Source organism: Priestia filamentosa, from assembly GCF_900177535.1.
Taxonomy (GTDB): domain Bacteria; phylum Bacillota; class Bacilli; order Bacillales; family Bacillaceae_H; genus Bacillus_I; species Bacillus_I filamentosa.
This window is the reverse complement of sequence record NZ_FXAJ01000002.1, coordinates 740,418-760,055: the sequence shown is the minus strand read 5'-3', so window position 1 is coordinate 760,055 and position 19,638 is coordinate 740,418. Positions and strand designations below refer to the sequence as shown.

General features: G+C 36.7%; 18 protein-coding genes and 1 riboswitch. Of the genes, 15 read left to right on the top strand and 3 right to left on the bottom strand.

All coding sequences use genetic code 11. The features are described from left to right. Positions 1-393: 393 nt before the first annotated feature. From B9N79_RS10805 to B9N79_RS10795, 3 genes are all read left to right on the top strand, one after another. Positions 394-627 (top strand): hypothetical protein, encoded by a 234-nt coding sequence (locus B9N79_RS10805; protein WP_046217363.1) that lies wholly within the window; start codon positions 394-396, stop codon positions 625-627. Between the two features lie 85 nt (positions 628-712). After that, entirely contained in the window at positions 713-1,192 is a 480-nt protein-coding gene (locus tag B9N79_RS10800) for a PH domain-containing protein (RefSeq protein ID WP_048896801.1), read from the top strand. Continuing rightward, positions 1,179-2,636 carry a PH domain-containing protein gene (locus tag B9N79_RS10795; RefSeq protein ID WP_046217362.1) on the top strand — a complete coding sequence of 486 codons (1,458 nt, stop codon included), beginning with the start codon at positions 1,179-1,181 and terminating at the stop codon, positions 2,634-2,636. Before B9N79_RS10800 ends, B9N79_RS10795 begins: the two co-directional genes overlap by 14 nt. 414 nt (positions 2,637-3,050) lie before the next feature. On the opposite strand, the gene B9N79_RS10790 is transcribed toward B9N79_RS10795, so the two are convergent. After that, a complete protein-coding gene (locus B9N79_RS10790; RefSeq protein ID WP_048896800.1) occupies positions 3,051-5,171 on the bottom strand; it encodes a helix-turn-helix domain-containing protein in 2,121 nt (706 codons plus the stop codon). A gap of 172 nt (positions 5,172-5,343) precedes the next feature. Here B9N79_RS10790 and B9N79_RS10785 point away from each other — a divergent pair, with 172 nt between their 5' ends. The 4 genes from B9N79_RS10785 (at position 5,344) to B9N79_RS10770 (ending at position 9,468) form a co-directional block, all read left to right on the top strand. After that, the gene (locus B9N79_RS10785; protein ID WP_019394220.1) at positions 5,344-5,541 is read left to right on the top strand and encodes a DUF3311 domain-containing protein; all 198 of its coding nucleotides are present in this window, start codon (positions 5,344-5,346) and stop codon (positions 5,539-5,541) included. Next, positions 5,538-7,022, top strand: coding sequence for a sodium:solute symporter family protein (locus B9N79_RS10780; RefSeq protein ID WP_046217361.1), 1,485 nt, complete (start codon positions 5,538-5,540; stop codon positions 7,020-7,022). The genes B9N79_RS10785 and B9N79_RS10780 overlap by 4 nt, the downstream gene beginning before the upstream one ends. Before the next feature lie 88 nt (positions 7,023-7,110). Then, complete coding sequence (locus B9N79_RS10775; protein WP_048896923.1) at positions 7,111-8,325, top strand: M20 metallopeptidase family protein; 1,215 nt, start codon at positions 7,111-7,113, stop codon at positions 8,323-8,325. Between the two features lie 21 nt (positions 8,326-8,346). Further along, the gene (locus tag B9N79_RS10770; RefSeq protein WP_040058359.1) at positions 8,347-9,468 is read left to right on the top strand and encodes a M42 family metallopeptidase; all 1,122 of its coding nucleotides are present in this window, start codon (positions 8,347-8,349) and stop codon (positions 9,466-9,468) included. A 123-nt stretch (positions 9,469-9,591) separates the two neighbouring features. Here B9N79_RS10770 and B9N79_RS10765 read toward each other — a convergent pair whose 3' ends face one another. Both B9N79_RS10765 and B9N79_RS10760 read right to left on the bottom strand, forming a co-directional pair. Continuing rightward, the gene (locus tag B9N79_RS10765) at positions 9,592-10,362 is read right to left on the bottom strand and encodes an SDR family NAD(P)-dependent oxidoreductase (RefSeq protein WP_046217359.1); all 771 of its coding nucleotides are present in this window, start codon (positions 10,360-10,362) and stop codon (positions 9,592-9,594) included. Positions 10,363-10,492: 130 nt separating this feature from the next. After that, complete coding sequence (locus B9N79_RS10760) at positions 10,493-11,230, bottom strand: SDR family NAD(P)-dependent oxidoreductase (RefSeq protein ID WP_040057502.1); 738 nt, start codon at positions 11,228-11,230, stop codon at positions 10,493-10,495. Between the two features lie 193 nt (positions 11,231-11,423). On the opposite strand from B9N79_RS10760, the gene B9N79_RS10755 reads away from it, so the two are divergent. The 8 genes from B9N79_RS10755 to B9N79_RS10725 all read left to right on the top strand — a co-directional run bounded on the left by B9N79_RS10755 (position 11,424) and on the right by B9N79_RS10725 (position 19,632). Then, positions 11,424-12,038, top strand: a complete 615-nt coding sequence (locus tag B9N79_RS10755) for a TetR/AcrR family transcriptional regulator (RefSeq protein WP_046217358.1) — start codon at positions 11,424-11,426, stop codon at positions 12,036-12,038. A 156-nt stretch (positions 12,039-12,194) separates the two neighbouring features. Next, positions 12,195-12,407 carry a branched-chain amino acid transport system II carrier protein gene (locus tag B9N79_RS25805; RefSeq protein WP_235780395.1) on the top strand — a complete coding sequence of 71 codons (213 nt, stop codon included), beginning with the start codon at positions 12,195-12,197 and terminating at the stop codon, positions 12,405-12,407. A gap of 116 nt (positions 12,408-12,523) precedes the next feature. Next, positions 12,524-13,342 carry an alpha/beta fold hydrolase gene (locus tag B9N79_RS10750; RefSeq protein ID WP_019394227.1) on the top strand — a complete coding sequence of 273 codons (819 nt, stop codon included), beginning with the start codon at positions 12,524-12,526 and terminating at the stop codon, positions 13,340-13,342. A gap of 188 nt (positions 13,343-13,530) precedes the next feature. Then, positions 13,531-13,881 carry a hypothetical protein gene (locus tag B9N79_RS10745; RefSeq protein WP_048896799.1) on the top strand — a complete coding sequence of 117 codons (351 nt, stop codon included), beginning with the start codon at positions 13,531-13,533 and terminating at the stop codon, positions 13,879-13,881. 366 nt (positions 13,882-14,247) lie between these two features. Next, positions 14,248-15,261, top strand: a complete 1,014-nt coding sequence (gene allD, locus B9N79_RS10740; RefSeq protein WP_046217357.1) for an ureidoglycolate dehydrogenase — start codon at positions 14,248-14,250, stop codon at positions 15,259-15,261. Positions 15,262-15,361: 100 nt separating this feature from the next. Beyond that, a riboswitch (TPP riboswitch) is annotated at positions 15,362-15,470 on the top strand. A 237-nt stretch (positions 15,471-15,707) separates the two neighbouring features. Next, on the top strand, positions 15,708-17,033 hold the full coding sequence (locus B9N79_RS10735; RefSeq protein WP_182928719.1) for a solute carrier family 23 protein: 1,326 nt from the start codon (positions 15,708-15,710) through the stop codon (positions 17,031-17,033). Then, the gene (locus B9N79_RS10730; RefSeq protein WP_046217356.1) at positions 17,030-18,169 is read left to right on the top strand and encodes a LuxE/PaaK family acyltransferase; all 1,140 of its coding nucleotides are present in this window, start codon (positions 17,030-17,032) and stop codon (positions 18,167-18,169) included. Before B9N79_RS10735 ends, B9N79_RS10730 begins: the two co-directional genes overlap by 4 nt. After that, positions 18,169-19,632 carry an acyl-CoA reductase gene (locus B9N79_RS10725; RefSeq protein WP_085118242.1) on the top strand — a complete coding sequence of 488 codons (1,464 nt, stop codon included), beginning with the start codon at positions 18,169-18,171 and terminating at the stop codon, positions 19,630-19,632. The genes B9N79_RS10730 and B9N79_RS10725 overlap by 1 nt, the downstream gene beginning before the upstream one ends. The last annotated feature ends 6 nt before the right edge of the window (positions 19,633-19,638 follow it).

Below are 19,638 nucleotides of genomic sequence, written 5' to 3'. Positions count from 1 at the left end.
AAATAAAATGGATTTCTTTTATCTCAGTTATTATATTTTAATATAATGTCGAGGTTTTGTTTAATAATCTGCTTAGTACATACTGAGTGTTTTTTTATTAGTGAAAAAACAAGGTGTTTGTTTGGAATATAAAGAATCTAAACAAATTATGTTTTATTCACTTCTAACTGTCACAAAAAGCGAGGATTTAAAAGTTTTTTACTACAGCTGTAACGAATATTTTAGTACCATATTAATCTAAGAAAAAGTTAAAATAAGGGCTTTTCTTAACTAACGAGAGAGTCGTAAGAGGATCTCGCTCTTTTTTATGATTGGAGCTATCCGTAGAAAAAATGCAAAAATATTGAAACAAAAACGATGAGGTTACGTATAAGAAAAGAGGAAGGTGAACTTATGGCACATTGTACAAATTGTAATTATAAATGGAAAAAAAGAAGAGTATGGCAACTAGGACTTTCAAAAAAAGGAAGAGAATGTCCTGTCTGTAGGACAAAGCAGTTTATCTCCTTTAAAAATGCAAGTCCTTTAATGGGACTAGGATATATAAGTGCAACCGTTGCTATCCTGTTCATTCTCTTTTTCCCTTTTCTCGTAGAATTAACAGAGAAAGAGGAAAAACCATTTTAAAATAGGAAGGTAGGAGGAAGTAATATCGAAAAAAAGAATTGTATAAAGTAAATGACATGAGAAGAAATATATAGGAGAGGATTTAGTGAGTAACACGGGGTTTAGACGATTAAATGAAAAAAGTGTGCAGGCAAAAATGATAGAAGGCATCCTTTCTTTAGGTGTATATGCAATCATTATTCTTGTATTGTTTTATTGCACGTCAAAATGGGAGTGGCCAAAATGGATTATAGGTGTGACTGTATGTGTATCTCTATTGTCTATACCGTTTCATCTTTATTTTCTGCCGAAGTGGGAATACCGTATATGGAGATACCGTATAAGTGAGACAAGTATTGAAATTATAAAAGGATTTCTGTTTAAGCGTAAAATATTAATTCCAATGGTAAAAGTCCAACATGTTGATGCAAAACAAGGTCCTATCTTGAAAAAGTATCGTCTTTATACCATTGTCTTATCCACAGCAGCAGGTAGCCATGAGATTCCTGGAGTATCCGAAGAAACAGCTGATAAGATTCGTGGGGAAATTGAGATGTATGCGAGGTTAGACGATGAACAAGTCTGACAAATTAACGATTCACCGGCTTCATCCTATTTCCATTCTTTATTTTATGGTTGCTGCTATTAAAGAATCTCTATCTTTTATATGGGTTTTTCCACTTATCGTTTTATTTGTTCATGAAAAAATAGGAGATCAAATTTCTACTTGGATAATCAACGTAACCGCAGGTAGTTTAATTATTTTTCTACTTTTAGTTGTAGCGGGGTTGAAATGGCGAGCTTTTACTTATCAAATTCAAGAAAAAGGAATATATATTGAAACAGGTGTATTTGTCACGAAAAAAAGGTGGGTAACATCTGACCGCATTCAATCGTTAGATTCTACAGTACGTGTGTATGATCATTTATTTTCTACCCGAACTTTAACGATTGAACTTGCAGGTGGTAAGGAATCTAGTATCATCCTTAGCTGCATTTCCAAGGAGGAAGAGCAGCGGATTCGAAAGGTTTTATACGGGTATAACAAGGATAAGCTAGGGGAGAGTGGCGAAGAATCCGGCCTTCAATTATCTAACAAAGATTTAATAGTCCATAGCCTGCTTTCTCCGAAGTTTGGTATTGTATTTACCTTTTTATTTCTCGGATTACTGAAATATTGGGATATAACAAAAGGAGACGATAGGGACACTTTATTTACGTACTTAGCCAGTTGGTTTGGTTCTAACTGGATCTTCACTACGGTTACTCTGATGATTCTTCTCTCTTTTGCTCTTTCCTTGTTCCTAACCTATGTTAGTGATTATCATTTTAAATTAGATAAAAATGAACGAGGAGAAATTGAAATTCAACAAGGACTATTCGAAAAGAAGCATCGAACAATTGCACAAAACCGCATACAAGCCATTTTTATCACCGAAAGACCATTACAGCGCCTGCTAGGATATGCCTCAATCGAAGCTGTTGTTATCCAAAATAGTCAAGATGAACAAGTGAAAAAAACAATTTCTTTGATTCCTTTTGTTAAAAAGGAAAGAGCACAATCTTTAATTGAGGTTTTTACTGGATATAAAAGGAGCGACAGTCTACACACTCCATCAAAGAAAGCTAGAATTTCTTATGTAGGACCACTTTTTTTTATAGGTTGTCTTCTTTTAATTCCATTATGGATATATATACCGGATCCATATCGCTATTTTTCTCTCATTACCCCAATCTTAAGTTTATGGCTAGGGTGGAGAGAATACCGCACTACGGGTTGGAATCAAAGCGAACATTTTCTAACTTTGCAATACGGTGTTTTTTTTCGTAATACGGCCATTATTAAACGAGGACGTATTCAATGGATAGTGCTACGCCAAACATGGTTGCAAGAAAGAAAACATTTGGCATCCATCAATACGGCTGTAACTTCAGGAAAAGAAAAAGTGAAAGTTTCCCTACATCATATTCCATATGAAGAGGCAATGCATATTTACCAATGTACACTGAAGAAAAAAGAAGAAGCATAGAAGTGAGAATATAGTTGATGTAAAGTAAATTTGTGCTCTTGATCAAGATTAGGTGAAACTTGTTTATTCTGTACGTTATGCATTCTTTTATAATGCTGGGATTGTGACGAATGCAGTATTTACTTACTGTGATCGCTCAGAATGGGCAAATGAAGTCACATTAAAATCGATTATTTATATACTATTTATTGAGGGTAAAAAGGGGTTATGACTTACTGTATCTCAAAAACTTGTTTTAAGATGAAATTCAAAGAAACCACCTTACATAAGGTGGTTTCTTTGAATTTATTAACATATACCCCAAAAAGGAAACCTGTCTGGAGAAGGGTGAGTTTGTCTGCAAAAGGAGAAACAGTAGAATCCCTAATTTTTAAGAAAGTTGTTGTTTTATCCCTTTATATAGAAAGTACATCTCTAAATTTGCAAATAAGAAAATGTCTCTCGAAGATGACAAGCTAACTGGATTTTTAAAGCATCTTCTGGATTATCAAAACTCAAATTTAATTGTTTTTCAATCTTTTTTAACCGTTGATAAAGAGTATTAATATGAATGTGGAGTTGTTTTGCGGTGTTAGTTGCTGATTTATTATTTTTAATATAAGAGAGGAGAGTTTTTTCTAAATCGTTATGTTCTCCATGTTCAGTCTGTAATGGAACAAATACTTCATTCAAAAATCTCTCAATATCATCGGAAGGTTGTTGTAAAAATAGGCGATTTACCCCTATATTTTCATAAAAGAAAAGTTCTGTTTTATTACGACTTTTTAAATAAGAGAGTGACAGATTTGCTTCTTCATAACTTTTCGCCACATTCTCTATCCCCTTATAGAGAGTGCCTACCCCTACACGCAAAGGGGCCCCGCTGTTTGTTCTCCATTCTTTCATCGTGACATTAAACTGTTTAGTAACAGCGGATATAGAGCTTGGATTAGATAGGGAAACAAGAAGAACAACCTTATTATGAAAACCATAAATAAGGATACTAAAGGGTTGTAATTTTCCTTTGATTCTTGAGACTAAACGATGAATATTCATTTCTAACACTTGTAGGTCATTATATATAGTAATTTCAAATATCGACACGAATAAAAAAGAATTCAAGTTTAAATTAAATTCTTTTCCTTTCTCTAAACATGTTTCTCGATTTTTATTTTGTAATAGTTCATTGAAAAACTCATGTGTCTTTGTATAGTAAAGCTCTGTCATTGTTAATTTTTTTACTAGTTCTAAAGCTAGAACAGCACTCCCTTGTTCAACTGTAATTTGGTCAAGTGGTGAAAATGGTTCAGAAACGGATACAACGAAACAACCTAAAAAAATAGCTCCATTAACAATAGGATATAAATAATAACTTTCTTTCTTTTGAGTAAAGACGTCAACATAAACCGGTGTTCGTCTTTTTAAAAAGACTTTTTCGATTTCATCGGAGCTAAACACAGGTACACGATTTGCTTGGTTTGGGTACCATACATTTTCCGTTGCATTAAAATAGGAGAGGGATCTACCGATCATCCGGTTTAATTCTAAAACAATGGTTTCCGCCCCTTTATTTTGCAGAGACAGCTTTGTTAACGTCCCGTGGACTTCATTTCTCTTTGAAAGTAACTGGTTTTTTTCCTTTAGTTTTTCACTTAACTCTGTTACTTCCTCTAATCTCATTTTGACCTCTGAATAAAGCTGAGCATTTTGAATAGCAACAGCAGCTTGAGAAGCAAACCCATTTAATAAATTTAGATGATGATCTGTTAATTTCTTTTCTCTAGACCGTTGGTGCACAATCATGACTCCTAATCGATTTTCTCCAATAGAAATGGGTACACACATAGCAGATTTTATACTGTTAAAAGGAGAGGTAGAAGAGAGAATATGATCATTATTCTTTTCTGATATATGATACTTGTCCATCGCAGCATAAACTTCTTCTTCTGTATAATAGATTCTTGGTTTGCCATCCTCAAATACTTTTCCTGTAATAGATTCTCCAACTTTAACTTTAAAAAGCTGGAGACGGTCGTTAAACCCAACAAATGCTTTAGGGATAAGTCTATCGATAACAGGGTCATATAATTGCAGAAACCCTCTATCTGCAGCAGGAATCACTTTTAAAGTATTTGTTACAATCTTTTTTAATACTTCATCCAAATCAAGAGATGAAGTAATCGATCGAATGCCTTCAATAAGGTTTTCCAATTCTAGATCCTTTTTTTGGACAATTTCTTGTTGATACGAAAGCTGATAAAGAAGATTTAAATACTCCAACTCTTCAACTTTCATCACATAGAACGTTTCCGGAATAGCAATTATCACCTCATAGTCTTCCAAGTAACCAAAAGAAAGATAAACATGCTGATTTTGCCGAAACGTTGTAAAAGTTGGATTTCTAGGAATGGAAGGCGGGGAAACTTTGCTGTTTATATTTATGTCATTTGTCACATACTGTTTTTCTCCCTGTGGCTTCCCAATCCAAACTTGATAAGGAATATTTTTTGAATTTTTCTCTAAATAAGAGAGCATTAATCCGGTATTTGTCATCATTACCACAACTCCTATGTAAAAACCTACATTTAATTAAATTTTAATAGGTAGAAACCTACATTGCAATTAATATTCAGAATTTTTAAAATAATATTCAAGTGAACTAGAGAGAACCTTTCTTTTAAAATTCGCTCCTTGTAAAGATGAAAAAATGATGAAGAGGTGATGTGTAATGAAAGGGATTCACTTTTTATCTATGCTACCTTTTATCGGTATGCTTGGCTTCTTACCCCTAGTAAATCGAGTAGAGCCTTATGTACTTGGAATGCCATTTATTATGTTTTGGGTGGTGTTATGGGCGATGTTAACTTCTGTAACGATGGCCATTGTTTTTAGATTCGATCGGGCCAATAAGGAGGATACGGAATGAATGCGTCCCTTTTCGTCATACTTGGCTTTTTACTACTAGCAATCTACTTAGGAATTCAAGCTAAAAAGGGAAAGGATATGGATCTCGAACAATGGTCAGTTGGTGGACGGGGATTTGGGACAGTCTTTGTGTTTCTTTTAATGGCAGGAGAATCTTATACAACGTTTACCTTTCTTGGTGCAAGCTCATGGGCATATGGAAAAGGGGGACCAGCTCTTTACATCATTGGTTATTTAAGTCTACTCTATTGCTTGTTTTATTGGTTTTATCCGAACATATGGAAATACGCGAAGGAGCACAAGTTAGTATCACAGTCTGACTTTTTTACAAGTAAGTATAAAAGTCCATATTTAGGTGTTCTTGCAGCTGTAATTGGTGTTATTTCGATGATTCCTTATATTGTTCTCCAGTTAAAGGGATTAGGGATTATTGTTTCTGAGGCTTCTTACGGATTGATTTCTCCTACTGTTGCCATTTGGATTGGGGTTGTTGCTGTTACGGCTTATGTCATGATTTCCGGCATACACGGCTCTGCTTGGACAGCTGTTATTAAGGATATTATGATTTTTGTTATTGTTCTTTTTATCGGCATTTATATTCCCTTTCACTACTATGGCGGCATAGAACCAATGTTTAGAGAGATTCAAGAGACAAATCCTAACTTTCTTACGCTACCTGATCAAGGGCTGAGCACTTCATGGTTTATTTCCACTGTTATTATGAACTGTTTGGGTGGTTTAATGTGGCCGCATTTATTTGTGGCTACGTATTCAGCATCAAGTGCAAAAGCTATTCGTAAAAATGCTATTATTACGCCGCTTTATACCATTATGTTACTGTTTATCTTTTTTGTTGGTTTTGCCGCTATTAAACAGGTGCCTGGGTTAACAGGAGCTGATAGCGATTTAGCTTTGCTGCGCCTTTCCATTCAAACTTTTGACCCTTGGTTTGTGGGAATGATTGGCGCCGCAGGTTTACTGACAGCTTTAGTTCCAGGTTCCATGCTATTAATGGCCGCATCAACAACGTTATCCAAGAATGTATATAAGGTGTTTACGCCTTCAGCTACAGAAAAGCAAATTGCAAACCTTGCAAGAACTTTAGTGCCTGTTATATCGCTTATCTGTGTTTACTTTACGTTTAACGGAGGCAATTCTATTGTGACCTTGCTTTTAATGGCTTATAGCTTTATAACCCAGCTGTTTCCGGCTGTTGTTTTTAGTCTGTCAAAGCGTAGTATAATCACAAAACAAGGAGCTGCTGCAGGGATGATTGTAGGTGTAATTACCGTTGCTTATATGACAATCAATGAGTCTACAATCGGGACTTTATTTCCTTCATTACCACACGTGCTGAAAGATTTGAACGTTGGGGTTATCGCTTTACTTATAAACGTTTTCTTTATGGTAATTGTAAGTTTGCTTACTAAAAATCTAGTCTCACCTCTGAATATGAAGGATTCTCAGTCAACTAAGCTATGAGAAGAAAAGTATATGAACATAAGTAGACTTTAAACTAATTGTTTTCGTCTGCTATATAACTAAATCTATACTAAGGAGAATATTTATGATGACGGAAAAATTGTTTGCTAGACTCCAAGAAATATATCCAGAGTTAGTAACATTTCGCAGAGATCTCCATATGTATCCTGAACTTTCCTTTCAAGAAAAGGAAACACCTAGAAAAGTAGCTGATTTTCTAACCCAGTTAGGATTAGAAGTTAGGACAGAAGTGGGGGGCAGGGGAGTGATGGGGATTTTAAGAGGAGGAAAGCCTGGGAAAACGGTGGCATTTCGTGCTGATTTCGATGCTCTGCCCATTCAGGATGAAAAAAGAGTAGATTACAAATCTCGCATTCCTGGAGTTATGCATGCATGTGGCCATGATATTCATACGGCAGCCTTACTTGGGGTAGCTAAAGTATTAAGTGAAGTAAAGGATGAACTTGAAGGGAATGTTATTTTCATTCACCAATTTGCTGAAGAGGTGATCCCAGGCGGAGCGAAGGCAATGATTGAAGATGGATGTCTTAGTGGAGTAGATGTAATTTATGGGGCTCATGTTGCTTCCCACCTTCCGTTTGGAACTGTTGGCGTAGGTGAAGGGCATCTAATGGCTGCTGGGGATACCTTCGAAATAGACATATATGGGGCAGGAGGGCATGGAGCTACACCCCATTTAACTGTAGATCCACTTGTAGTAGGAAGTCAAATCCTATTGAATCTACAGCAAATTGTCAGCAGACGAGTTGATCCTCTAAAGCCTGCAGTTGTGACAGTTGGTTCGTTTAATGGTGGAGAAGCTTATAATGTTATCCCAGATACAGCTAAAATGAAAGGAACTGTTCGAACTTTTGATAAAGATGTTCAAGATTTAATCGAGAAATCAATTGGACAAATAACAGCAGCTGCCTGTGAAAGTGCGGGAGCTTCATTTCAATATAAATATGAAAGAGGTTATCCATCTGTTTGGAACCATCCGGAAGAAACCAAAAGAATTGAACAATTAGCAAAAAAACTTTTTGGTGATGAAAAAGTCGGGCATGAACCGCCTCATATGGGGATGGAGGATTTTTCTTACTATCTACAAAAAGTTCCAGGAACCTTTTTCTGGGTAGGGGGAAGAGATGAGGAAGGGGATAAGAGCTATCCTCATCATCATCCAAAGTTTGACGTTGATGAACGAGCTATTTTAACGATTGGTCAATTATTTGTTTCAGCATGTTTGAATTATATATCAGACGGCTTGGTAACCCCTGAACTCCAAAAAGAAGTAGGTTTCTAAATTATAAGGAGATGTTGAATGATGGAAAAAGTTGTAGGGAGCATTCGAAATTCAAAAGAAAGAATCAAGGAAACATTACGGGATTTAACAAGCATTGTTGGAGTTTCTGGTACAGAACAAGAAGTAGTGAAATATTTAAAAGAAAAGTTGACCCCATATGCAGATAAAGTAGAAGTCGATCACAATGGAAATGTTATCGCTATTAAATATGGCGCTGGGCAAGGACCAAAACTTATGATTTCCGCTCATTCTGATGAAGTAGGTTTCTGCGTTAAAAATATTCTGCCAAACGGCTTTATTATATTTGATAAAGTAGGAGGAGTTTCTGATCAGCTATTATTGGGGAGAAAAGTTTGGATAACAACAAATAAAATACCAGGAATTATTGGAATAAAAGCTGGACACATGCAAACACCTGAAGAAAGTAGAAAAGTTAAAACAACTCGTGAATGCTATATTGATGTAGGTCTTTCATCTAGACAAGAAGTAGAAAATCTAGGGATTAGGGTTGGAGATCCTATTGTTTTTCAAAGTGATTTCATGGAAATGGCAGATAAAAATCTTATCTCGACAAAATCAATAGATAATCGCATTCACTGCGCAATTTTAATCGAATTATTTAAGGAAATAGAAGGGTTAGAGTTTGAAGGGACTTTATATGGTGTAATAACTGTTCAAGAGGAAGTCGGGCTTCGAGGAGCGGTTACGGCTGGAAATGCAATAAATCCTGATTACGCGATTGTTTTAGACACAATACCAGCAGGCGATACTCCAGATATTGATACAGAAAGATCACTTCCTGTTTATCTCGGAAGAGGTCCTGCTTGTCCCCTTGCAGATAGTGTTAGCGGAACAATGATATTTAACCATATCCATCCAAAAGTAAGAGAAATGATTGAAGAGCAAGCAGAAAAAGCAAATGTTTCATTACAAACTCTTACATTACTCGGAGATTTCTATACAACAGATGCTGCTAGTTTAGCTTTAACAAATAAAGGGGTACCTGTAGGCATCGTCTCGACACCACGTAGGTATTCCCACTCCCCAGTAGAATTAGTGAATTTAAATGATGCCGAAGGAGTTCTAAAGATTGTAAAGGGAATTGTTCTTGATAATGGAACGAAGGATTTAAGTTTCATATAATTATCATTCTGCGTAATAAAAAGGGTGTGTAGTATTAAAAACTACACACCCTTTTTACTCCTCAATAAATAGCTGAAGACTGTAATAAGAAAAAGGCTTAGATTGCTTTTGTATTTACATTCTTTAGCGGCTAGTATAACCTGCATCAACGTGAATCGTTGTACCTGTCACATAAGAAGATAAATCTGAAGCTAACCATAGGCTTGCTTGAGCAATTTCTCTAGGTTGACCAAATCGACCTAATAAACTAAGCTGAGGAGCAAATTCTTCTTCAGTTTGTCCAGTTTCTTCCAATGATCCTCTTAACATAGGTGTATCAATCGCTCCAGGGGCTACTGAGTTAACTCGGATATTTTTATCCCCATTTTCCAATGCAGCAACTTTAGTCATGCCTACAACTCCGTGTTTAGCCGCTACATAAGCAATATTATTTGGCTGAGGACGGAAACCACTTACAGATGATATATTAACAATACTTCCGCCTTGGCCTTGTTTAATCATTTGTTGTAATTCATATTTCATACATAATGCTGTTCCCGTAAGATCAATGGAAATTAGTTTCTTCCAATACTCCTCATCAAACTCAGAGGCAGGAGCGTTATCTGGTGTTAGAGCCGCATTGTTAATAGCCACATCAAGACGTCCATATTTCTCAACTGTTTTAGCTACCATCTCTTGCACTTGATCAGATTTAGAAATATCAACTTTTACAAAATAAGCTGTTCCTCCGTTAGCTTCAATCTCAGAGACGGCTGCTTTTCCTTTTTCTTCGTTAAAATCTGCTATAACTACTTTTGCTTTTGCTTCGGCAAAAAGTTTTGCAGTCGCAAGTCCCATCCCCATTGCTGCACCTGTTATAATAGCTACTTTACCTTCTAATACTGGAAATGTCATTTTAATCAATCACCCCGATAGATTCTAGTTTTCTAAACTGAACTCTTAATATAGCTTAAATATTTTTAATCAAAAGTATTTTTAGTTTCTAAATTTTAAGTTTTAGACAAAACATAATCGTGAATCTTTATTATTGAGCGGTATACCCACCATCAACAGTTAAACTGTTACCCGTCATAAATGAAGAATCATCAGAAGCCATAAACAATACTGCTTTTGCCATTTCTTCTGATTTACCAAGACGTTTTAACGGTGTTGTTGCAGCTAAAACTTGCTTATCTTCTTCTGGTATAATAGGTGTATCAATGAAACCAGGGCATAGTGCATTGACACGAATATTTTTTTCTGCATATTCAAGCGCAAGTGAACGAGTTAAGTTAATTACGCCACCTTTTGCTGCATTATAAGCTGCTGAACCAGGTGATCCAACCCAACCATACATAGAAGCTGTATTCACAATTGCACCACAGCCTGTTTGTAACATTTCCCGAATTGCTCCACGGGCTACTAAAAAGACACCATCTAAGTCAACATTGACCGTTTTTCGCCATTCTGAGTACTCTAAATCGTGTGAAGGATGCACGCGGCCTATCCCTGCATTATTGAAGACGATATCTACTTTACCGAATGTTTCAACTGTTTTCTTAAATAGATTTTCAACCTCTTCTTCGCTCGTAATATCTGTTTTTATGAAAAGAGCTTCGGCATTAAGCGCTTTCAACTCTTCCTCAAAAGCTTTTCCTTTTTCTTCATTTAAATCTACAAGGACCACTTTTGCCCCTTCTGATACAAATAAACGTGCTGTTGCTGCTCCAATACCAGATGCTCCCCCAGTGATGACAGCTACTTTATCTTGTAATTTTCCCATCTTAATTCCTCCTAATATAAAATTTCCTTATCATATTTCAAGGGAAATAGCTAGATATAATTTATATCTGTGCTGTTTTGTTCACAATTTAATTGTACTCCTTTGTTCACATTTAACAATCATTAAGATATCATTAAGTGTCTAGCAGTTAGACACTTATCATGAATCTGTCTATTTTGAGGGAGGTTTTTTCGTGAATCATGAACAAAATGCGACATCTCAACGACAAAATCGGACAAAGACACATTTGAAGCAAGCTTTAATTGAACTTATCAAAGAAAAGGGCTATCATTCTGTTACTGTCAAAAACATTGTTGATTATGCTGCTTATAACCGCAGTACCTTTTATATTCATTACCTAGATAAATTGGAATTAGCTGAAGATTTACTACTTTCTATGCTTCAAGGGTTAGAGTTTTCAGTGGGGAGACCACATATACGCGGACGAAAGGTGTATACAACTAAGCTAAATGAACCATCTTTTAATATTGTTTCTTATATTTATAAAAACCGAAATTTCTTTGAATTAATTAACTATGAGGATACGTTACCAGGATTACATACTCGCTTTCCCCAGACCATCTTAAAAATCTATAAAGAGCAATTTGTTTTTGAAACGATCAACAATATCACCGTTAATATGGATTATTTCAAACGTTATACAGCTTATGGTTTTTACGGGCTCCTTCATAATTGGATTCACAATGGTTTTAAAGAAACCCAAGAGGAATTTATTAAAGAAGTTATTGATTTAACAAAAACCCATATTCATTCGTTCGAGTATATTGGAGGAGAAGATAGAAGCTAACGGATGATGGATTGGCTTGTGTTTTTTTCACAGCATAAAAATATAATATAGAAAGAATTTATGGGAATTGGAAAAGATTAAAAGAACAACCGGATAAAGACTGTTCTTTTAATAAATCTGTTTTAAGGAAGAAGAGAAGTCTATCACGGGAGTTTAATTCTTACTTTTTTTGTTAGCTTATTTGACGGCTTAAATGCTGCTGGAGTACAAATTAAAGTAATTCATCATCTTTTCAACGAGCTTCTTCAAATGTGTGATATAGGATTAGGATGGTTGATTCCGTCCCTTTTAGGAGGATTAGGCGGATATATATTTAGCATATTACACAAGGAAACCTTTAGTTCTAGTGAAACTCAATTCAATAAATAAGATTAGTTGGTTATTTTACGTTTATCGGAATATCTCAAGGGAAATCTTCTTTTGGAACAGGTTTTTTATTAATATCTGTAAGCTTTAAAAAGCGGTCAAAAGGAGAGATAAGAGTTATGCCTACTGTTCAAACAAATGATGGAACAAATATATATTATGAGGAGCACGGAGAAGGGCGTCCCTTAGTGATGATTCACGGATGGGGCTTTTCAGGACGCTTTTTCCAACGAAATATGGAATGTTTAGCAAAGCACGCACGCGTTATCACAATTGATCTTCGAGGGCACGGTAATTCAGATAAACCAGATCACAGTTATCACGTACCAAGATTGGCGAGGGATCTTTATGATGTTCTTGTTCAGCTCAATCTTCAGGATGTAACAGTGCTAGGCTGGTCGCTGGGATGTCCAGTGATTTGGAGTTATCTTGAGTTATTTGGAAACGAACGGCTGAGAAAAGCAATATTTGTTCAGCAAACACCAAGACAGTATTATGATTTTGACTGGAAGTACGCTCATGCTAGCTGCTATGATGATGCTTCCTTTCAATACATGAAAGCACAAGTTCAATTAGATACAGCTCATTTTAACCAAAATCAAATCAACACCATTATTTCGACAGACCTTTCAAAAAAGGAAAGGGACATGATGCTTACTGAAATGGAAAAAACGCCTCCATCTGCTCGAGTTGCTATCATGGCTGATCATACTCGGTATGATTGGCGAGACTTTTTACCTCACATTAACTTACCATCTTTAGTATTAGTAGCTCAAAAAGATAGTGTATTTGATTGGCGAGGTCCTGCATGGGTTGGGGAGCATATCCCAAACGCCAAGACCGTTTTCTTTGAAAACAGCAGCCATGCGCTGTTTGTGGATGAAGTGGAAAAATTCAATAAAACTGTGCTTCGTTTTATGAGTGGAAGGATAGAATGAGATAAGAAGAGGTATCAAAGCGAATGATTTTGATACCTCTTCTTTATTATAAAAATTTAAAAGCTCTCCTTCGAGATTCAGGATACTTAGATACCTAAGAACCTTTTTTAAGAATCGAATATAATTTCTTATAAGTGAGGAAGATATATAAGAATCTGATAAATTAAGTCCTTAGGAGGAGCAACCGTATGTCATTTGAAGATAAGCTTAGAAGTGCAGGTCGTACAGTAAACGACGCTGTAAATAATGCGGTAAATGGTTTTGAAAACGGATTGAGTTACACTTTTGAGGAAAGTGAAAATATTTTAAACGGAATTACGGATGATATTCGAGAAAAGATTAGCGAAAATGCTGATGGTTTAGCCGTAATGTTTAGAAACTCTCATCCTGAAGCAGATTTTGATGAATGTGTGGCTATGGTAACTGTAGGAGCAGCTGCTTATGGAGCGTCTGTTGGTGGTCCCCTTGGCGCAGCCATAAATGCAGGAGGAGGAGTACAGGCAGCACATATAGCTTGTCGTAGAGTATTCCCTGGATAAACAATAAATAGAATATAACTATAAAAGAGCCTGGTCAAAGTACCAATTGAATCGCCGAAGAGAATAACAAGATTATCCTTTTCTGAAAAGTAACGTGGGAATCCGTTTTGAATGATATATTTTCAAAATGGGTTCTTTTTTATTTAGCGATAAGATGATCTGTTTTTTCATTATCCTTTCTTGCATAGTCCTATATAGATGCGTTTTGTTTATTTCTATCTAGTTCTCTAAGCGGGGAATTTTCACATATTTACCGCTAGTTATCCCTCCCATTCCTTTGAAAAAGCTAATTTAAGAAGGAAAATTCAAAAAGGCCATGAAGATTAAAAAAGAAGACGAAAATGCTAAAAAGGGGAGTTTAGCCAAATGACAGATGTAATTGTTGCTTATCATCAATTAAAGGAACTTGTTGGAAAGAAATTAACAAAGGCTGGTCTTCGCCAAGATCATGCGACTGTAGTAGCAGATGTTTTGATTCACGCAGACTTAAGAGGAGTCAGTTCTCATGGTGTACTAAGAACGGAACATTATGTTAAACGCTTAACCGAAGGAGGGCTAAACCCTAGTCCCCAATTTTCTATAAGAGATACAGCTCCATCTGCTGCTGTTTTTGATGGTGATGATGGCATGGGTCATGTAGTTGCTAAGGAAGCGATGAGCCACGCTATCAAATTAGCAAATAAAAACGGAATTGGGATGGTAACAGCTATTAACAGCAGTCACTGCGGGGCATTGTCTTATTTTGCCCAGCAAGCTGCCCAACATAAAATGATTGGTATGGTTATGACTCATACAGATAAAGTAGTGGTGCCATTTGGTGGAGCTAATCCTTTTTTTGGTACAAACCCAATCGCATTTGGTTTTCCTGCTCTTGAACATAAACCAGTGATTCTTGATATGGCTACAAGCAATGTCGCCTTTGGGAAAGTCCTTCATGCGCGCGAAGCTGGTACCTCTATTCCTTCTGATTGGGGAGTGGACGGTAACGGAAAGCCGACTACAGATCCACACAAAGTAAAAGCCTTGCTGCCATTTGCTGGGCCTAAAGGTTATGGACTTGCGATGGTAGTGGATGTGCTTTCAGGTCTACTTGCTGGAGCAGCATTTGGTCCTCATATTACTGCAATGTATGGTGACTATTCAAAGAAACGTAAACTTGGACATTTCTTATGTGCCATTAACCCGGCTATTTTCACTGATCATGATACATTTCTAGCCAATATGGATCAAATGATAAAGGAACTTCATGAAATAACACCTGCCGAGGGGTTTTCAAAGGTCATGGTACCAGGAGAGCCTGAGCAAGTAAAAGAGGAAATGAGACTGAGAGAAGGAGTTCCTGTAACTGAAACTGTCTATGATTATTTATCAAAAGAGTAGAGGCTAATCTATTTTTATAGACTATAAAGTTTCCTACCATTATATGAGTCTTTACTTATCTAGATTTTAAAGTTATTATTAGAGTCGATAAATAAATATACAATTCTACTAGGGGTGCCCGAAACGGGGCTGAGAGAAAAACCGATGTTTTTTAACCCTTTGGACCTGATCTGGATTATACCAGCGTAGGAAAGTAGCTAAGATAAACATTATTCTTTATTACTATACTATACCAGGTCCAAAAGTGGGCCTGGTTTTTATTATGCTCTATTTTCGTTTGGAGTGCTTTTAGAGCCAACCTATTTTAAAAAATCCTAGAAAAAATAGGCACTTGAACGGATTAACTGAGATAAAGCAGAAGGGGGAATTTATGTAATAAAACAAAATATCCGTTTTTATGGCAGCCTAGATCAGAATTGTAAACACTACAGCGTAAGGAGACAGCTATGAAGGAAGAAGCAAAAGATACTACTAATCATTATGAAGAAAAGATAGCATTGGATGAAAAATTGTCGTCTTCAAAAACCTTTCTCTATGGATTGCAGCATGTTTGTGTTTCAAACGTTTGGCTAGATCCTATCTTTGTTGCTGCAATGATCGGTTTACCTCTTTCACAATCGGCAAATATCGTAAGTGCTATATTCATTGTAGCTGGGTTAGTGACATTAATTCAGGCTACTAAGCTAGTAAAATTACCTATTGTGCAGGGACCGTCCGCTGCTTTTGATTCGGTTATGATTGCAGCAGGTAAAGCGAACGGCTTAGCTGCTGCGAGCGGGGGGATTTTTTTAAGTGCAATTATTGTGTTTATTTTATCTATTACAGGTATTATCGGCCGTTTAAAGTCGTTATTTACCCCTGTCATTTCAGGGACCGTTATTTTTCTTGTTGGAATATCTTTATCAGAGTTCACTCTATCTGAATTCTTAGGAGGGGCGCCTGGGGATGAATCATTTGCAAGTCCATCAACATTAACGTTATCAATTACAACCTCCCTCATCGTATTAAGTTTATCTCTTTTTGGTAAAGGATTATGGAAATCTTTTTCCTTTTTAATTGCACTAGTTGTTGGAGACATGCTTGCCGTTATGCTTGGAAAAGCTGATTTCTCTCTAATTGAAAGTAAACCATGGTTTGGAATTCCACAGTTTCTTCCATATGGAAATTTAACGTTTCAGTGGGAACCCTTTTTAACTTTCTTTGTCGTATATATTGTAGCCATTATTGAAGCAATGGGAGTATACCAAGCTTCAGGTGAAATGCTGAATACTGAAATTAATAAAAAACGAATTCGCAATGGGTTTGCGGGCGAAGCCGCTGGTTCATTCCTATCTTCCCTTATTGGAGGATTCCCTACTACTGCGTATGCTCAAAATGTCGGATTACTGAGATTGACAGGGGTAGCTTCAAGATATCCGGTTATGGTGGCTGGGTGTATTTTCCTCCTGTTTGGATTCTTTCCGAAAGTTGGAGCGTTACTTGCTTTAACACCCTCTCCTGTTGTAGGAGGAATCTTTTTGCCTGCTGCGGCTACACTTGTGTCTACAGGTATTTCTATTCTTACTAAAGCGGAAAATACGGACAAAAATTATCTTATCATCGGATTATCCATATTGCTTGCACTTTCATTACCCCATTATTCCGGTAATATAGATGGAATCTTAGGTACAATGCTTTCTAATAGTTTATTAATTGGAGCATTCACTACTATCTTTCTACAACTAATACTTATAACTATACCTAATAGACTGAAAAGAGGGCGTTTAGAATGAGAGAAGATTCAAAAAAGGTTACAGATGAAATTTTACAGTTTATCGAAAGCAATGCACAAGAAAAGCAAACGAATCCTGATATTGCTGAATCAACATATAATGAGCTAGCACTAAAATTGTTTCAATATCAGTTTAAGCATAATAAGGCTTATAAGAAATTTTGTCAGGCGAGAAAAAGAACGCCTTTGACAGTAAAAAGATGGATAGATATTCCCCCAATGCCAATTCAGGGGTACAAGGAATTAACGCTATCTTGTGAACCAATCGAGGAAGCAGAAGCTGTTTTTATGACAAGTGGGACAACGAATCCTGAGGCGAAAGGGAAAAATTATCATCCTGATCTTACTGTTTGGGACGCTTCTATGAAAAGGCCGTTTAAGCGATTTGTGATGCCAGACTATGAGAAGATGACTATTTTTGTGCTTTCACCTGCGGAAGATCTTAACCAAAATTCTTCCTTATCAAGATACTTATCAAATGCTGTGTCCTATTTTGGAACAGAGAACAGCGAATTCTTTTTCAGTGAAGAGGGACTTAACTTCGAAAGGTTTGTTTCCCAATTAAAGAGATGTGAGGAGAAAAGAGAGCCTGTGATGCTAATGGGAGCGAGCTTTGCTTATGTTCATATCCTCGATTACTTAAAAGAAAAGAGAATCCAATTCAGGCTACCAGAAAAAAGCCGAATTTTTGATACAGGAGGTTTTAAAGGTCAGTCACGGGAAGTGGATATGGAGCAGTTGTACACTGAGTTTCAGACGTATTTTCAAATCGGTCGTGATAAATGCATCAATATGTATGGAATGACGGAACTCAGTTCTCAAATCTATGATCAAACGATTGTAAGTAGCTATTTGTATCCATCTGTTCTCCACGATAAAGCGGCAGGTCCCTGGATAAAAACCGTTATTTTAAATACGGAAACGCTAGAACCTGTCCAAGAGGGGGAGAAAGGTGTTATTGCCCATTACGATCTTGCCAATTGGAATTCGTGCCTAGCCCTTTTAACAGAAGATCTTGGCTATCAAACGGAAAATGGTTTCGTTCTGCTTGGAAGAATAAAAGATTCTGAGGCAAGAGGCTGTTCCATTGCCGTTGATCAGTTAATACAGTCAAATTCAGGTGGTGCGGTAAGGTAGTGAAAACTATAAAAGAATTAAATATATTTCATGTGCCTAATTCCATTGAATTAAACGACTTTCAGTTGAAAACGATTGAGAGTAGCGATATTACTTTCACATTAAAAGTTCCTGTTATTACAGGGGATGTGTTAGAAAAAATTATTCATCAAGTGCAAATCAATCGTAATCAGTATTTAGCTTCTATGCCTATTGCTGATATTATCAACAAAATTGATATGGCTGTTCAAAAATGGCTAAATCCAAACTATCCGCTTCGTAAGTTAGCAGAAAAAGTTATTCCTATTATAACGGGTTATGATCAAGAGATGGTTCGATTGCAACTAAAAAGATATATGCGTACCTTTCGAAAAAAAGAATTACTGCGCTTTCTCGATGAAGAGTTCGACCAGCCTGCAATGTTAGATGAATTTCGCCCTCGAAAATCCGGCGGTATGAGCAGGGCTTTTGGACCAGGTACCATTTTTCACGTTTTCTCCGGAAATGTTCCCGGGGTTCAAATTTGGAGTTTAATAATGGGACTCATGGTGAAATCAAGTACGATCGGAAAAGTCTCAATGGCTGAACCTCTGCTTCCTGTTTTGTTTACAGAGTCATTGGCGGAGGTTGATGAAAAACTTGCCGAAACGATTGCGATCCTCCCATGGAAAGGGGGAACGAATGGATTAGAAATAACAGCCATTGAAAATAGCGAGGCTGTAGTTGTTTATGGAGCAAATGATACTGTTGAAAAACTGAGAGACAAGGTTCCCCCTCATAAGAAGTTCTTAAGTTATGGTCATAAAATTAGCTTTTCCTTAATTGGCAGAGAAGCTTTGACTCCTGATTTATATTATCAAACCATTCAGAAATTAGCGGAGGATATTAGTGTTTATGACCAACAAAGCTGTCTATCACCCCAGGCCGTTTTTGTGGAAGAAGGTGGAGGAGTTAGCGCAAAACAATTCGCCCAAATGTTAGGCGCAGAACTTGAACGTTATCATAAAAAAAGACCACGAGCGAAGCTAACAGATGCAGAGGCTATGTCTATTCAACGGTTAAGAAGCCGCTTTGAGCTAGAGTCCTTGCAACAAGAGAATGTAACAGTTCTTTCAAGCGAAAGGGGTACATCTTGGACTGTTATTTATCATAAGGAACTTGGATTTGAAGGTTCTCCCTTGAATCGCTCTATTCACGTTTACTCAGTAGTAGAATCAATTGAGCAGGCAGTTCATATCATTAAGCCGTATCAACCATATTTACAGTCATGCGGAGTTGCAGTAGCTCCTTCGAGGTTATTCCAACTAGCCGACTGCCTAGGAGGATTGGGTGTAAATAGAATTACTCCAGTCGGGGAAATGAATCAAGCAAAGCCAGGTTGGCACCATGATGGAGGATTTAATCTCCTTGATCTTGTAAGAGTGACAGATATTGAACGGAATGTAGAAGAGAACTTAGAACGTTTTGATCCAGATGTTGAATAGAAGGTG